The following is a 16629-nucleotide window of genomic DNA, read 5'->3' as shown; positions in this document are numbered from 1 at the left end:
TGCTTCTAAAAGCCCGTTGTTATACATAGATTAGTGATTTTATAAGATAATTGCAAGGAGCAAATATATGTTAGATTTTGTAGCATTGGACTTTGAAACGGCCAATAAATTCCCGAACAGCGCCTGTTCGTTGGCGGTCGTTACCGTAGAGAACGGCGTTCTCACAAAACGCGGCTACAGCTTAATCAAGCCGCCTTTTATGAAATTTGATAACGAATGCATTGCCATTCACGGCATTCAGCCGCAGGAGGTTATGAACAAACCGACCTTTGATAAATTGTGGCCCGCTATTTACGAAAACCATTTAAAAGGTAAAATTTTGCTGGCTCACAATGCGAAGTTTGATATGGGCGTACTTCGTGCCACATTGGACCATTATAATATTGAATGGCCGGATATGTACTATTCCTGCACGGTGAAAATTTCGAAACGAGTTTGGCCTAATTTGGAAAACCATCGACTCAATACGATGGGGGCTTACTTAGGCTATAACTTCCGTCATCACTACGCATTGGATGATGCGGAAGTATGTGCGCAAGTTGCTATTGCGGCGGCCCGTGAAAAAAATGCAAATTCCATCGATGAATTGTTAAATACTATCGGTTTGAAACGAGAAGCGTTTATTACTGATGAAAAACGCAAGGAAATGCAAAAAGCCGTTCAAGAGGCGGAGCAGGGCGAACAAGTTTCATTCTTCTAGGGGGGAGAAACTCGCTTGAATGGAGAATTAGTATATAAGACAGCTTCATTTGTTAGAAAATAGTTTGTCAGAGAAGATAGCTTATTAGAGAAAATAGCTCATAAGTGAACATAGTTCTTAAGAAAATCACCAATAAGTGAAAAGCTTTTACGAGAAAATAGATAATCAGAGAAAATTGTTCATTCAATGAGAGCTATGGATTCATATATTAAGGAGGCGCGTTAATATGGCAGGGGAACAGGCAGTATACACAGGTCGGGAGATTTTAAAACATGTGGATCACACATTACTAAAACCAACGGCCACATTGGCAGATATTGAGGCGGTTGTGGAAGAAGCAATTGCGTATAAAACCGCGTCTGTATGTATTCCACCACGTTTTATAAAACCTATTAAACTGAAATATAAAGACGCTGTGCCTCTTTGCACAGTTATTGGATTCCCTTTGGGCTATGCGACGACGGCGGTAAAAGTGTTTGAAACCCAGCAGGCTTTACTGGATGGTGCCGATGAAATCGACATGGTCATTCCATTGGGTCCTGTAAAAACACAGCAATATGAAATCATTGAAGATGAAATTCGCGCTATTAAGGACGCGTGTGGAACGCATGTACTGAAGGTTATCGTGGAAACATGCTACTTATCCGATATTGAAAAGGTAAAATTGGCGCAGGCAGTAACTGCAGCCGGTGCTGATTTCATCAAAACTTCCACCGGTTTTGGCACAGGTGGTGCTACTGTTGAAGATGTAAGCTTGTTGAAAACCTTAGTAGGAGCGAAGGTAGGCGTTAAGGCGTCCGGTGGCATTCGCACTACGGAAGACATGGTGGCTATGTTACGTGCCGGTGCAACACGCATCGGAGCCAGTGCGGCCGTTGGGCTTTTAAAAGATAAATTGGACGAAGTAATCGACGGCTGATGCGATAGTTTACTCACAGTTAGGGGTGGTGATTTCATGCATATGAATGAGCTTATCATCAAAAAGCGCAATGGTTTGGCTCACACACCGGAAGAGCTGCAGTATATCGTAGAGGCCTACGTGAACGGGCAAATTCCGGATTACCAAATGAGTGCATGGCTCATGGCGGTGTATTATGAAGGCATGAGCGCACAGGAAACGGCGCAGTTTACGAAGTACATGGCGGAATCCGGTGAGCAGATTGACTTGTCTGTCATTCCGGGCATAACCGTAGATAAGCATAGTACGGGTGGTGTAGGTGACAAGACGACGTTCATCATTACATCCATCGTGGCGGCCTGCGGCGTGCCGGTAGCGAAAATGTCCGGTCGCGGTCTGGGGCATACAGGCGGCACCATTGATAAATTGGAATCCATTCCTCATGTAAATGTGGCGCTTAATCGCGATGAGTTTTTAAATACAGTTCGCTCTGTTGGCGTAGCCGTAACGGGGCAGTCAGAAAATCTGGCCCCAGCAGATAAATTGCTTTACGCGTTGCGCGATGTAACCGGTACGGTTGACAGCATTCCGCTCATCGCCTCGTCTGTAATGAGCAAGAAATTGGCCTCCGGCAGTCAAGGCATTTTGCTGGATGTAAAAGTGGGCAGCGGTGCCTTTATGAAGAGTCTTGATGATGCCATTTCTTTAGCACAGGTGATGGTGTCCATCGGCGAAGAAAATGGCCGTCACATGATGGCGTTAATTACCGATATGGATCGTCCATTAGGCCAGGCTGTAGGGAATGCGTTGGAAATTGAAGAAGTGGTTAACACCTTGCATGGGCGGGGACCACAAGATTTGACTGAAGAATCCCTCGTGCTGGCTGCATATATGCTGTATATTGGCGGTAAAGGCACTACGGAAGAGTGCCGTCAATTGGCGGAACAAACGTTGTACAGCGGCAAGGCATATGAAAAGTTTGTACAAATGGTTGAAGCTCAAGGCGGCGACAGCAGCGTTCTTAGTCAAACTGATTTTGGAAAGGCCGCTTTTGAAATGCCTGTAAAGGCGCCTCAATCAGGATATATTGTTCACATGAATGCAGAAGCGTGCGGCCGGGCGGCCCTTGCTCTCGGCGCAGGACGTCATAAAAAAGGAGACCCCATTGATTACAAGGCGGGCCTTCGTATTTTAAAGAAAACTGGCGACTATGTAAATGCAGGAGAAGTCATTGCATATGTACAAAGCAGTACCGAGTCATTGTTATCAATAGGGGCTAAAGCCTATGTAGAGGCCCTTCAATTTGGAGATGTCGCTCCGAAAGCACATCCGCTTATCTTTGCCGCAGTCAGCGCGAACGGTGTAGAGCGCTATGCCGTGACTGACGATAAGACCGGCGAGACAGGGGTGACCGGTGAGACAGGGGGGACCGGAGCTGATAAAATGCCGGGATTGTCTGATGCGGTAAAGCGCACCTTAATCCAAGCGGCGCGTACGGCTCAAACCTATTCATACAGCCCTTATTCGAAGTTCCGCGTCGGTGCAGCGCTCCTCTGTGAAGACGGCTCTATCGTGACCGGCTGCAATGTGGAAAACGCCTCTTACGGACTTACCAATTGTGCGGAACGCGTAGCCATTCAGACGGCGGTCACTATGGGGCATAAGAAGTTTAAAGCCATTGCGATTGTGGGCGATGCGCCAAGTTGTTGTATGCCGTGCGGTGCTTGCCGCCAGGTTCTTGTGGAGTTCCGCATTCCTTATATAATCCTCAGCGACGAACATGAGCAGATTCACACATTTACATTGGACGAGCTCATTCCGCATAGCTTCGGACCGGATGATTTGTAATTCAGTTAGTAAGTAAATACCAATCGTCTAATCCAATCGTCTAATCCAATCGTCTAATCCAATCGTCTAATAAGTAAGTATCAATCGGTTACTAAGTAAATAGAAAGCGTTTAATACGTATATATAGCAAAAAAAGGCTTCTCTAATAGTAGAGAAGCCTTTTAGTATGCATATCTGAGATAGTGTTATAAATTTTTAACGCCGTGCTTAGACGTTGGAGCTAAGCGTATTTGTTAGAATCAAAGCTTAGAAAGCCGGAAGAATAGCGCCTTTGTATTTGTCTTCGATGAATTTCTTAACTTCCGGAGACTGAAGGGCTTTGATGAGCTTCTGGATTTCTGGACGGTTTTCATCGCCTGCACGTACAGCTACGATGTTAGCATATGGAGAATCTTTGTCTTCCAATACTAATGCATCATTTACAGGGTTCAAACCGGCTTCTAATGCGAAGTTAGTGTTGATTACAGCGATAGCTACGTCATCAAGACTGCGAGGTAACTGAGCTGCTTCCAATTCAACGATTTCAAGGTTAAGCGGATTATTTACGATATCAGCTTTAGTTGCGTAAATGTTGTTAGGATCTTTCAAAGTAATAAGGCCTGCTTTTTGAAGTAATAACAATGCGCGACCGCCGTTACTTGGATCGTTAGGAACAGCTACTTTGGAACCGTTAGGAAGAGCCGATTTCAGATCTTTGTTAGTAATTGTTTTGGAGTAGATGCCCATTGGTTCGATATGAACTTTACCGGCAGAAGCTAATTTTAAATTATGTTCTGCAGTGAATTTTTCCAAGTAAGGAACATGTTGGAAGAAGTTGGCGTCTAACTCTTTTTCAGCCAATGCAGTATTTGGTGTTACATAGTCAGTGAACTGAGTGATTTTTAACTCAATCCCTTCTTTCTCAAGAACCGGTTTTACTTGTTCCAAGATTTCAGCGTGTGGTACCGGAGAAGCACCTACAGTAAGAACAACTTTATCTTTTCCGCCTGCGCCTGCAGATGCATTGTCGCTACCGCAGCCCGCTAATAGTAGTGCACTGCCTAAAACAACGGCAGATGCCAGTGCAAATATTTTCTTCATGGAATTTCCCCCTTAATAAAAAATTGTGATGGTGTTGTTAGTATAGCAACCATCACATTACTGTGAATTATCTCTCGGCGCATACCGCAGGATTTAGCACCTTTTCAGGTTGCCGGACTTCATAGGGCCAGTCCCTCCATCACTCTTGATAATCTATCTCTGATTTCTGGACTGATTATAGCATGAAGAAGAATTGAGTGTAAAGACATGGCCATATAGGCTTTTTTAGGACTTGCATATAGATTTTACCTATAACAAGAGCAAAAAACAGAAGTAGCCTAGGGTTCAAGCCTGTAAGCGGGGCTAATGAATAGGGGTATTTTGCATAAGTGGGAGTAAAAAATACGCAACAAAGTTTGTTGAAGAGCATTTTTGCAGGGGCTAAAAAGTTCATTTTCAGGAGACAAAAAGTTTCTTTCGTTAATAAAAAGAGCCCCTCAAGAGCGAGGGGCGTTATGAACCGGCATTGGATATTTTGTACTTTGAGTTTTTATAGCCAACCTAAAAGACCTAAGGCGAAGAGCACATGGTACAGTGTTACGCTGATGGATGTAAACTTCATAGCCTGATTGGTTGTGAGCGGATCGGCGTAACGAGATAAGATACTCGCACTCTTAAATGCGGGAATGAGGGACAGTACAACCGCTGCCGTATAGATTGGCAGGAATCCGAGGAGAATCCAGAAGATAACCCACAGGGAGCAGAGGAGGAACAGATTGCGCAACAAGGTGATGCCTTTATCTTTCCCCAGTAAAATTACGAGCGTACGACGACCATGTTGTTGGTCATTGCTGAAATCCCGTAGATTGTTGGTCATCATAATGTTGCCGATTAGAATAGTGGACGGAATGGCGGGAATTAGATAATCCCAATATAGATGGCCGCTTACTGTGTAGGCGGCAATACATACAATGGCAAATCCCATGGCCAAACCGGAGGCCAGTTCTCCGTAGGGGGTTCGGGAAATCGGTTTCGGACCGCCGGAGTAGAACAGGCTGATAAGAATACAGAGACCGCCTACAGGGATGAACCACCATGTGATGAGGGCGGATAAGAGGACGCCTAGCACTAATGGTGTAATAGAAAATATATAGCCTAACTTTTTGATGTGGCTCGGCGAAATCCCTTCGCGCACAATGGAGCCGCTGTTGCCGGCGACCTGTTTTAAATCGAGGCCCGATTTAAAATCGAAGTATTCATTCCAAATATTGGCGGCAATTTGAGCACTCATAACGCAGATTAACACGGCTGCAATGTAAATGGTCGTAAGCCAGGTTGGATGTGCTGAGCCGTGCATTACTGCGGCGAACGTTGTGCCCAAGATGACCGGGCTGAATGCGGCCGTCAACGTGCGCGGGCGGCTGAGCCGATAAAATTGTGCAAAAGTCATGTATAAACTCCTTGTATATGTAATAGATTACAAATTTGTAACTAATTGATGATGTTTTGAACATTCAATGGTTCAATCATCCAATGTTTAAATAATTCATTGCTTTATAGTCACTAACAATTATAGGTGAAAATGGGGGTAAAGTAAAACCTCTCGAGTATTATGATAGGGCGATTCGTCAATTTTCTCATATTATAATAATAAAGTTATAAGTGAGTTGATGAAAATAAAAGAAATATATAGTGAAAATATAATAATTGACTGCTAAAAAGAGGATATACGGAAATTACCGTCGAAAGAGATTATTATAGATTAATGTTAGTGTACTGGAGAAATCATATGAAAATAGCAATGGAAGAACGACTTCGCAATTGGGGATTTCATGAAGAAGATATTCCGGATATGTTGAAAGAACTAGAGAAACTGCCGAGTATAGAGCGGGAAGAAGAGGTTCTAATAGCGGAAGCGGCTCTTCAAGCGCTAGTGAAAGTAAAATTGCCCAATTATAATGGACATCAGGGCTTTATAACTTATGCAGAAAGGCTCTGTCATACGAATGATAAAAATGAAGTAGAATTAACCTATGATATGACCATTCCTAGATGGGATCGGAGATTGGCTATAAGGGAAATAAAAGACATCATTACTGATGAAATGACAGAAAGTGATTGGAGTGCTGTCATTGATAAATCGAGAGACTTTATAATGAGAACTATAAATCGAAGAGATAATAGAAGTGATGCAGATCAATATCGGTTCCGTATGATGCGAATGCTCGACAATGGTTTAATAAGCCTATATCTTAATGCATTGCGACAGATTAGTGAAGAGGCATTTAAACGAGCAATGGAAGATGAGTTTATCCGGGCAGAAGTTTTCAAGGAGCGTTATATTGTTGAGCATTTAGAGTTATAGTGGTTCAAGGTATATAAAGTATATATAGCAAATGATGGGTTAATATAGACTGAATATAAAATGTAGTTTTTTGCTAAAATGGCGGCAGGGAATTGGAGAAGTCATATGAAAATAACAATGGAAGAACGGCTTCGCAAGTGGGGATTTCACGAAGAAGATATTCCAGCCATGTTGGAAGAATTGGACAAACTACCAAGCATAATGAGAGAAGAAGAAATTATATTGGCAGAATCAGCCTTTCAGGCGTTAATGAAAGTTAAGCTACCGAATTATGACGGAGGGCAGGGATTTTATCCGAAAGCCAGAACATTAATTAACAAACCAACCATTGAGGTAGAACATACTTATAACTGGACAATTCCAAATTGGGAATTAAGACTTCTTGAAGAGGAGACAGAAACGTTACTTTTTGATCAAATGACAGAAAGTGATTGGACTGCTGTAATTGATCTTTATAAGACATATATAAAAAGGCGTTTATCTTCAAAAGATAATAAATATGGTGTGAAGCCAGAGGGGCTAATTATATTTCGCATGTCTGATAATGCCATCATATGCTTGTATCTTAAGGTGTTAAAACGAATTAGTGAAGAAGGGTTTAAGAGAGTTATTGCGGATGAGTTTATACGGACAGAAATTTTAAGTGATAGCTATGTCGTGGAGCGTTTAGAGTTATAGTGGTTCAAGGTATATAAAGTATATAGCAAATGATGGGTTAATATAGAGTGAATATAAAATGTAGTTTTTTGCTAAAATGGCGGCAGGGAAGTGGAGAAGTCATATGAAAATAACAATGGAAGAACGGCTTCGCAAGTGGGGATTTCACGAAGAAGATATTCCAGCCATGCTAAAAGAACTGGAGAAACTAAAGGGACTAGAGAAGGAAGAAGAGATTCTAATAGCGGAAGCGGCATTTCAGGCGTTAATGAAAGTCAAAATTCCAAATTACAATTATCAACAGGGGTTTCGAGGGAAAGCAGAGATGCTTTGTTCCGGAGACAATCTAGTAGAAGCGACCTATAACTGGACAATTCCGCGCTTGATGAGAAAAATATCTATATGGGAGATAAAGGATATAATCACCAATGATATGACAGAAGAAAATTGGGCTACCATCATTGAAATATCTAGAGAATATATAAAACTATGTTTATATCAAAAAGATAATAAAAATAATTTGAAACCTATTTTTTTGACGCAAATAATAAGTAAACACTACAGTGATTCCATATGTCAATACCTTGATGAATTAAAGCGAATTAGTGAAGAAGGCTTTAATAGAGTGATTGAAGATGAATATATAGGGCGAGAGATTCTAAAAGATAGTTGTGTTGTTGAACATTTAGGGGGATAGCATTTTAACGTGTAAGAAATAAGTTATATGTTAAGATATAACGAATAATTTATGTCATAAATTGTTTCTAGCTTGTTAATGTTAGTGGAATGGAGGATTTTAATGGACATTACAGCAATAGCGAAGAGATTAGAAGAATGGGGTTTTCGCAAGGAGGATATTCCGAAAATGGTGCCACTAATCAAGGAGGCAATGGGGGAAGAAACGGACAGCGGAATAATGGTATGCAGAGCATGTCAAGCAGTAGAACATATCTACCTTGGACGCAAAATGCCGGAGAGATTAACCCATTTGGGAGAGGCAAGGCTCCGCGACAGCGAAGATTTTCCGGGGGCGATAGAGCTATTTTATGAGTTGATAGACTTCAAGAAGAAATGTCAAGAATTGAAGGCTTCAGAGAATCGCTTGGAGAACTAAAAGACGAAATTAATTTATGGAAAGAGAAAAAGGTTAATACTGATAATATAGTTACTTCAATCGGAGATTTTTTGTTTTCTAACTTATTGAATAGCAACTTACCGGAAAGAGAAAAACTTGCTCTTACATCTTTCTTTATTAATGAATCGTATAAATTAATTCTTTGGCGATATACAAAATTAGTGTGAGGAATGTATCAATAGATAAAGTACTTCAAACTTGATATTAAAGACATAATGAATTAAATCTATAATGAAAGGAGTATGCTTTGAGCGAATCAAAATATAGAACACAAATAGCTATGGAAAGATCAGAGAGCTCTCGCCTAGAAAAAATAGGTGCAAGAATAAAAGAATTAAGAAAAAAGAAAAAGTACTCTCAATCGGAACTTATGAGATTAGTTGGAATTAATACACATTCAACAATTAGTAAATTAGAAAATGGAACAATTGGTCTTTCTATCGACTCGGTAATTAAATATGCTGACGCACTAGGAACTACTCCGGAATATCTTTTGTTTGGAATCACAAATGGCCTAACGTTAAAACATATGGATGAACAGACTAAAACGTTCGTAAGCAACCCGGATAATTACAATTATATTCGGAATTTGATGCTAGATTTAGAAATAAAAAAGCTTCAAGCAATGAAGAAATAAATCAAGGGAGGGGCTATGCCCCTTTTTTGTTACTATAAACATGATATATAACTTTAGATATTTAATAGATTCCTTTAGTATCTAATAGGAATTATTCATGAAAATGAGTATAATGTATGTTAAGTAAAAGTATACAATGTATCGACGTGTAAATATGATAAATTTCAGAGTGATTGTTTATGCGCCCTAAGCAAAAGGAGTGAAAATTACTGTGATTAGTAAAGCTTTATTAACCGACTTGTATCAATTCACCATGATGCAAGGGTTGTTTAAGAAAAATTTGCATCGTACGAAATGCGTGTTCGACCGTTTTTATCGTAAAAATCCATTCGATGGAGCGTACACGGTTGTAGCCGGTCTTGAACATGTAATCGATTACCTGAAAAATTTATCCTTCAACGAAGATGATTTGGCATACATGCGTAAAACAGGTTTATTTGAAGAAAAATTTTTAGCCTATTTAAAAGACTTCAAATTCACCGGCACTGTATATGCGGCTCCTGAAGGAACGGTCGTATTCCCGGGCGAATTATTGCTTCGCGTGGAAGCACCTAAGGATGAAGCGATGCTCATTGAAACGGCGTTGTCCATGTATTTGAATCACGAATCTTTAATCGCTACAAAGGCTCGCCGTATTCGCTCCGTTGCCGGCAAGGACAGTTTGGCTGAATTCGGTATGCGTCGTGCACAGGGGACTAATGCAGCGGTTTATGGGGCCCGCGCAACCATCATCGGCGGTTTCAACGGTACAAGTAATGTATATTCCGCTGCGCAATATAATATAAAACCGGTAGGCACCATGGCACACAGCTGGATTATGAGTTTTCCTGACGAAGTAAGTGCTTTCAGAGCCTATGCGGAACAATACGAAAACATGCTCGTATTGCTTGTCGATACATATGACACGCTTCATAAAGGTGTGCCGGCAGCCATCGAAGTGTTCAAAGAAGTGCGCGACCGCCGTGGCGGCACCATGCCGAAAGGCTATGGTATCCGCTTGGACAGTGGCGACTTGGCTTATTTATCTAACGAAGTAAAAGCCATGCTCGATGCGGCAGGATTTAATGACGCTACCATTTTCGCATCCAACGATTTGGACGAATATGCCATTGCCGATTTGAAGAGCCAGCACAGCGCAATCAATGCTTGGGGCGTCGGTACGAAACTGATCACAGCCGACGGTACCTCCGCATTAGGTGGTGTATATAAATTGGCAGGACAGTGGACCGATGACGGTGAATTTGTGCCGGCCATTAAGTTCTCCGATAATATTGAAAAGGTTACAAATCCGGGGCGCAAGAAGGTGCTTCGCCTTATTAGCAAACGCAATGGCAAACTTATTGGCGATTTAATCTGCCTGGAAGAAGAAACCATTGATCCTACACAGCACTATACCTTTGAAAATCCTCAGTATCCATGGAAACGGACACAACTGGAGGCCAATACATTTAATGTAGTGCCATTGTTGGTGCCAATTTTCGAAGATGGTGAATTAGTTTATAACCAGCCAAGCTTGCCTGAAATCGTAGCTTATGCAGAAGAACAGATGAAAATCCTGTGGCCTGAATATTTGCGCTTGAACCGACCACCGGTTGTAAAAGTAAACATCAGCCACAAACTGTATGAATTGAAGAAAGAATTATTGATTCAAAAAGCAGGCGAAAACAAGCATTTTGAAAAATAATTCAATATAAATATATATGTTAGGGGAATTGTTGAAGGAGTGGGGCCTTTGAAAAAGAAATATAAACTAAGACTTCACGCGTTAGTGTTAGGCGCCTTGTGTTGTGTGGTGCCTGTAAGTGCCGGAGCCGTTACAGTGGCACCGGGAGATGCCGTATTAGCGGTGAATGCCATTTCAAAGTCTGAGGTGGTTAATAGAAGTTCAAACTCTGAAACGGCTAATGCAAACTCAAAGTCTGAGATAGTTAATGTAAATTCAAAGTCTGAAACGGCTGATGCAAGTTCAAACTCTGAAATTACTAATGTGGCCGATGAGAAGACTGATGTAACTGACAATATGAACGCGTTTCAGACGGGCATTATGCCACAGCTGGTGAGTTATACATTTACAACGGTAGATAACAAGGAGCTTCCGTTGCCAATTGGTGTGACGGTGTTTGATTTTAAACGTATGGTTACGCCTGTGGGGGTAATTGACGGAACGCAAGTCATGTCGAGTAGCTCCATGAATGAAAACTATGTGGAAAACATTCGCCGCAGAGCGGATGAGGCAAAGATGCCTGAACTGAAAGCGTTTAGCGGTCAAGTGTATCGCGACTGGAACATGTATCAGTTTCAGGGCCAAGATGAAAAAGCGCATCATACGGCGTATGTAACGGAGATAGCGCTGGGGCCTGATTTTATAAATGGAGAACGGGCGGATCTGGCCATTACGAAGACGCTTTTAAAGCGCGCACAGGAAAATCCTTCCTCATATTATGGACTCTATGATAATGGAGTACCGACGTCAGCTTCCGTGGGGGCCTTAGAGACAGGCGCTTATTATTTGGAAAATATGGCTGACATACTTAATTATTCCGGTGCTGAACCGGCGGAAGGGTATGAATCGCAGACAAGAAAAGTTCTGCTTGACATGATGGAACGCAATGCGGCAAACAAGGAACAGTATTTGGCGCTCTATCCGAAAACGTACGACAGTGCAGCTTATTATAATGCGACGTGGACAAATTTACAGTCCATGCCGTTCATGGAAAATGCGGCCCATGCCAATCAGTTTATTGCATTTTATAAAGAAGCATTTACTGATGCTGTAAAAGCCGATTTGGCACAGAAGATTAAAATGATGGAAACGGACTTGGAAAAGCTCATCCGTGAGGAGCATGCAGTAAGTCATACGCCGCAGTCTGAATATAAAATTGCAGATAAGCCTGAAAAATGGTTCGACCATTATAATAAATTGGAAGATCTGCGGAATCAGTTGAAACTGAAGGTGGAAGATTTTGAAACGGCTCGTTTCTTCTATAGTCAGGTTGACACATTCATGGATACGTCCACCATTAGCTTTGATCGGCTTGAAAATAAACAGGTTCACAGTAATTTATTTGGTGACATGATTCAGTCAGAAGTACGTGGGGCGCTATATTTTGACAGCTACGAAATTCCTGTGGGCGCTATGAGCTACCTTCGCTTTGATGAACAGGGGCCTGTATTTACCATAGTCACTGCTAATGACGGCGATTTCCCGTATTGGAAAGAACAAATCAATCAGATTTGGCAGATTCAAACTGAAGCAAATGGGATTGAGCAAAGCGCGGTTACTCAAAACCGGGTAGAGCAAAATCAACGTAATCAAAACCAATACACTCAAAATCAACGTACGCAAAATCAGCACATGCAAAATCATCTTACCCTTACATCTGCGAGCTTAAATGTGTCCGAATCTGAGACACTAACTGTTAAAAAGTTATCGGAATCTATATTAATCCCATTTGTCTTCAAGATGCATGAAAAAGGAATACAAGAGGGCATTGATAAAGGACCGATTATTCGCGATTGGAAGACGAAAGAGCTTTTTACCGGCCAGGACTTGGAGAAAAGTCGTGAATATTATAAATCACTGTTAAAGCAGCAGGATAGAATTGATACCTATCGGTTGGGTAAAATGACGGAAGTGTATCAATGGCAGGTAAACGATGTTGATGGACGGAAGACCGCTACAGTGCTAAGCCTTGCATTGACGCCGGAGGTCATGAAGAATTTGGGTGTTCATTTATCCAAGGATCAATTAAACACGATGTTACCGGTATTGAATAACCAATGGATTAACAGCGAAGGGCCTTTGAATCGCAAGGTTCAGGAATGGCTCGGATTTACCGGAGCTAATCACTTTGCCTATAATTCCATCAATCTGGTAGATCAAACACCGATTACGTTGATTAATCAAGGCAAACATGATGCGTATAGAGCCGGCACTCGTGCGTTTGTGAATATAAATGGCGTTGAATTGCCTTATTATTTAGACGGGGCAATTGTATATACAAATCCATATCCTGTAGCGCTATTGATGATTACATCTGATGCGGAACGAAATACATTTATGCCGGAATTTGAATCTTTCATTACAAATTTATAGGGAAATGCTAATCTATAATTAGTAAGGAAGCTATAGTCTACAATTAGTACGAGGCCTAGCCGGTCTGCAATTAATAAGATGCTTATCTAGCATATAATTAGTAAAACGGAAATTTAGATTCGATAATAAATAGCGCATAATACATGGTTAAAGAAGCGTTAGGGGTGAGAAGGCATTTGCGTATTAGGATAGAGTGTTAGCATAGAGGATTAAAAAGCTTATAACTTATTTATAAAGAAAGGGAGTCATTTATGAAGTCACGTAAAATGAAGTTTGCTTTATTGGGGGTGCTCTGTGTTGCTTGTACATCATGGGCGGCAGCACAAGGAGAAACGACGGTTACGCCGGGGGATATGAATCCGTCGATATTTACTACCGTTAATAATCAGCAGGTCCTTATGCCGAAAGGCGTTACGGAGCGGGACCTTAAACATGTAAAGGTTTCTACAGGTGTTATCGACTCGCAGACCGGGGATTATCATAAAATTACATCCGGCACAGCGGATATGACGCCCGAGATTGATCTGAATACTCGAAAATTCAGCAACCAGATCCGTGAGTTGGCCGCACCGGATCGCTTGAATGTACCGGAATTGCAGAACTTTGAATTTAAGCAAGTTCGCGATTGGAATATTCACCAATGGACTACGCGACATGTATTGACTTGGCATTCGGCATATGTAGTGGAAGTCGGTATTGATAAGGATTATTTGCAAGGTGTCCGTGCAGTAGCTCAGCTGGACTTAAAGGCGAAAGAGTTGTATGGTCAGGATACTACATTTAGCGCGTCCGAGGAAATTCAAAAAGGAATACAGCGAGAGTTTGCCGATGAACTGACCGAGGCGAATCGAAATAATGAAGATGTGAAAGGACGCCGTGACGTACAACAGATGTTAAAGGATTTACAATATGTTTACGGGTATGAAGAACTTTCACCGGAAGAAATTTTAGCGAAATATCCTGCTGTGTATTCCGCTGACGAGGCCTATGCAAGAATGGCTAAGGATTTTGCCGAAAATAAGCGAACTAATACGGCGGCGGGACTGAATAAGGACATTCAAGCCGTTAGAGTAAAGCTAATGGATGCTGCGAATGCAGATATAAATAATCTGTTCAATGCGGTGAATAAAAAGGCATCGTTAAATAATTCGGATTTAACCAAGGAGAACCAACAGGAGCTATTGGTTGTGCTGAATAAATATATGGAAAATACCGATGTTATTGTGGATGATTATAGCGGATCTTTGGTAACCACTCGCTTCGGCAAAGGCCAATACAGTGAAACACGTTTAGCCCTGATCGTGGATGGTTTTGAAATGCCTATGGCTGTATTCACGCTCATTTACCTTACCGATGAAGGTCCTACGATTCAAATGATCTTCACAAGCGATAAGGACTATGCTCTGTGGAAACCGATTGTGAAAGAAGTGTTCCAGATTCGTTAATGTATACCGGTTAATACCGGATGCTTAATATTGATGAATTGAGTAGTACACAATTTTTACTGCGCGTTTTCAACAAAATAAAATGTTTTCAAGACAATAAGGAGAATTTTTATGAAACAATGGAAGCAATGGGCCATGGCCGCAGTTGTCGTGGCAGGCGCCTTCATGCCGGCCGCTTCATTTGCAGCGGACATGTCATCGGTTAAGGTTGATGTAATCGGTGGCAAAGCCATGTTGCCAAAGGCTGTAAACGTGGTAACCTTATCGAAGACCAATATGATTCCGTATGCGCTTAAAGAAGCGGAATCTAATATTAAAGAGGCAGCCAAGTATGATCCAAGTAAGGTGAGCGAGAAGACATCACAAAAGGATAGCAATATCTTTTTATCGGAACAGAATCGCCGTCAAGATATTATGGACTTTAATAATGCCAACAAAATACTAAATGTGATCAATTCATTCCGTTTAGGTGAATATACTGATGTATATCAATGGCAATTAAAGAATGAAGATGGTCGTCAAACAGCGGTGGTGGCAGCGGTGGCACTAGATCAGAACAATCCGCTCACACGTTTTGAAACACTTAACGAACCAACTATCGACTCGGCCCTGTTATTCGTAAATTATTCAATTAATAAGAAACTTCAGAACGGTGAACCTTTAGTGGAAGGACAAGGATTTTTAGGCGATAATCCTGACGGAACACACGTGGACTATACTATGAAAGTAACAGGCATGCAGCCGGTTGTTAAATTGACCGGTACAAAATATCCTACCTATGTGTCCGGCGCCGATATGAATTATGCAGTAGGTGGATTTGAACAGCTATTTCCTGTGTATGTGGCACTCGTGTTAGAGCCTAACTCAACCGTGGCATACATTATGACCACATCCGATTCAGAACGGGCTACATTTGCACCAATCTTTAGAAACTTTGTAAGCTCTATTAAGTAAAATTAAAGCGTAGACTTGTAAAGCTAATGCAGGCAAATGCGAATCTCAATAATAAAACAAAATAATAAAAGAAAACTGCGTGTCAGTTCGAATTTACTTTCGTTCCAACACGCAGCTTTTTTATATCCTTAACTTATTTTTATCGTTAGCACACTGTTATTTGTACCGTTAAGGCATGTATATTTTTCGCCTTGACGCACGATTAAGTTTTCATTTCAGTGAAACTTTTTATGTTCACTCATATAGACCTAATCTTTATATTCCGTTAAATCAACGCCTTCCATAGCAAGGAGTGTTTTCTTTACATCGAGACCACCGGTATAGCCGGTCAGTTGTTTTTGACTGCCTACAACTCGATGGCACGGAATCATAATCGGCAACGGATTGTGGCCGACCGCACCGCCTACAGCACGGGCCTGTATGCCCCGAATATCAGAGCTGTTGTAAACGGCTTTGGCAATGTCACCATAGGTAGTAAGTTTGCCATAGGGAATGGTGAGCAAATGACGCCATACCTTTTTGCGGAATTCTGTACCTTCCAGTTCAAATGGAGGGAGTGTGTCAGGTCGTTCACCGTTTATATAAGCGGTCAGCCATTCAAAGCCGGCCTTAAATTCAGGACGTTGAAGGCCTTCTGTATGGGACAGTTCGTTTAAAGAAGGTTGTTTAGATTTGCCGTTCATGGCCGGCAACACATATTTTTGGCTTGGCATTGTTAAACCGACTAAACGGTTATTGTGACTGTACAGGGTAACGGCGCCCAAGCGAGGAAATTCGCAGGTGCAACTGTAGTAAATATCCTGTGACGCGGTACTATTTTTAACTTCCGTATGTTGAGCTGTTACTTGGTGTTTAGTGCGTTGGCTGGTCATAA

At 41.6% G+C, this 16629-nt stretch carries 15 protein-coding genes, 1 pseudogene and 1 riboswitch; of the genes and pseudogenes, 13 read left to right on the top strand and 3 right to left on the bottom strand.

What is annotated here, in order from left to right; genetic code table 11:
* Window positions 1-67: 67 nt before the first annotated feature.
* From KHZ77_RS07935 to KHZ77_RS07920, 4 genes and pseudogenes are all read left to right on the top strand, one after another.
* Window positions 68-700 (top strand): 3'-5' exonuclease, encoded by a 633-nt coding sequence (locus tag KHZ77_RS07935; protein WP_295197607.1) that lies wholly within the window; start codon window positions 68-70, stop codon window positions 698-700.
* A 226-nt stretch (window positions 701-926) separates the two neighbouring features.
* Entirely contained in the window at window positions 927-1619 is a 693-nt protein-coding gene (gene deoC, locus KHZ77_RS07930; protein WP_295197604.1) for a deoxyribose-phosphate aldolase, read from the top strand.
* Window positions 1620-1655: 36 nt separating this feature from the next.
* A pseudogene (locus KHZ77_RS07925) lies at window positions 1656-2939 on the top strand (thymidine phosphorylase); the annotation flags it as partial.
* Between the two features lie 102 nt (window positions 2940-3041).
* The gene (locus KHZ77_RS07920; RefSeq protein ID WP_295197669.1) at window positions 3042-3446 is read left to right on the top strand and encodes a cytidine deaminase; all 405 of its coding nucleotides are present in this window, start codon (window positions 3042-3044) and stop codon (window positions 3444-3446) included.
* A gap of 246 nt (window positions 3447-3692) precedes the next feature.
* Here KHZ77_RS07920 and KHZ77_RS07915 read toward each other — a convergent pair whose 3' ends face one another.
* Window positions 3693-4526 carry a MetQ/NlpA family ABC transporter substrate-binding protein gene (locus KHZ77_RS07915; protein WP_295197602.1) on the bottom strand — a complete coding sequence of 278 codons (834 nt, stop codon included), beginning with the start codon at window positions 4524-4526 and terminating at the stop codon, window positions 3693-3695.
* A 64-nt stretch (window positions 4527-4590) separates the two neighbouring features.
* A riboswitch (SAM riboswitch) is annotated at window positions 4591-4681 on the bottom strand.
* 335 nt (window positions 4682-5016) lie between these two features.
* Window positions 5017-5916: a prenyltransferase gene (locus KHZ77_RS07910; RefSeq protein WP_295197599.1), complete on the bottom strand. Its 900-nt coding sequence runs from the start codon at window positions 5914-5916 to the stop codon at window positions 5017-5019.
* Window positions 5917-6255: 339 nt separating this feature from the next.
* Between KHZ77_RS07910 and KHZ77_RS07905 the strand changes: the two genes are divergently transcribed.
* The 9 genes from KHZ77_RS07905 to KHZ77_RS07865 all read left to right on the top strand — a co-directional run bounded on the left by KHZ77_RS07905 (window position 6256) and on the right by KHZ77_RS07865 (window position 15755).
* Window positions 6256-6831 (top strand): hypothetical protein, encoded by a 576-nt coding sequence (locus KHZ77_RS07905; RefSeq protein ID WP_295197596.1) that lies wholly within the window; start codon window positions 6256-6258, stop codon window positions 6829-6831.
* Window positions 6832-6948: 117 nt separating this feature from the next.
* A complete protein-coding gene (locus KHZ77_RS07900) occupies window positions 6949-7509 on the top strand; it encodes a hypothetical protein (protein WP_295197594.1) in 561 nt (186 codons plus the stop codon).
* Window positions 7510-7624: 115 nt separating this feature from the next.
* On the top strand, window positions 7625-8185 hold the full coding sequence (locus KHZ77_RS07895) for a hypothetical protein (protein ID WP_295197592.1): 561 nt from the start codon (window positions 7625-7627) through the stop codon (window positions 8183-8185).
* A 102-nt stretch (window positions 8186-8287) separates the two neighbouring features.
* Window positions 8288-8602 (top strand): hypothetical protein, encoded by a 315-nt coding sequence (locus KHZ77_RS07890; RefSeq protein WP_295197590.1) that lies wholly within the window; start codon window positions 8288-8290, stop codon window positions 8600-8602.
* Window positions 8603-8870: 268 nt separating this feature from the next.
* Entirely contained in the window at window positions 8871-9260 is a 390-nt protein-coding gene (locus KHZ77_RS07885; RefSeq protein ID WP_295197588.1) for a helix-turn-helix transcriptional regulator, read from the top strand.
* A gap of 211 nt (window positions 9261-9471) precedes the next feature.
* Window positions 9472-10944: a nicotinate phosphoribosyltransferase gene (locus KHZ77_RS07880; protein ID WP_295197586.1), complete on the top strand. Its 1473-nt coding sequence runs from the start codon at window positions 9472-9474 to the stop codon at window positions 10942-10944.
* 48 nt (window positions 10945-10992) lie between these two features.
* Complete coding sequence (locus tag KHZ77_RS07875; protein ID WP_295197584.1) at window positions 10993-13356, top strand: hypothetical protein; 2364 nt, start codon at window positions 10993-10995, stop codon at window positions 13354-13356.
* Window positions 13357-13607: 251 nt separating this feature from the next.
* The gene (locus KHZ77_RS07870) at window positions 13608-14801 is read left to right on the top strand and encodes a hypothetical protein (protein WP_295197582.1); all 1194 of its coding nucleotides are present in this window, start codon (window positions 13608-13610) and stop codon (window positions 14799-14801) included.
* Between the two features lie 111 nt (window positions 14802-14912).
* The gene (locus tag KHZ77_RS07865) at window positions 14913-15755 is read left to right on the top strand and encodes a hypothetical protein (protein ID WP_295197580.1); all 843 of its coding nucleotides are present in this window, start codon (window positions 14913-14915) and stop codon (window positions 15753-15755) included.
* A gap of 248 nt (window positions 15756-16003) precedes the next feature.
* Here the strand turns inward: KHZ77_RS07865 and KHZ77_RS07860 are convergent, their stop codons facing one another.
* On the bottom strand, window positions 16004-16627 hold the full coding sequence (locus tag KHZ77_RS07860; RefSeq protein WP_295197579.1) for a methylated-DNA--[protein]-cysteine S-methyltransferase: 624 nt from the start codon (window positions 16625-16627) through the stop codon (window positions 16004-16006).
* Window positions 16628-16629 lie beyond the last annotated feature (2 nt).

The organism is Veillonella sp. (assembly GCF_018364065.1).
Taxonomy (GTDB): domain Bacteria; phylum Bacillota; class Negativicutes; order Veillonellales; family Veillonellaceae; genus Veillonella_A.
The sequence above is the reverse complement of the archived record's forward strand: the minus strand, read 5'-3'. Positions and strand labels throughout refer to the sequence as shown.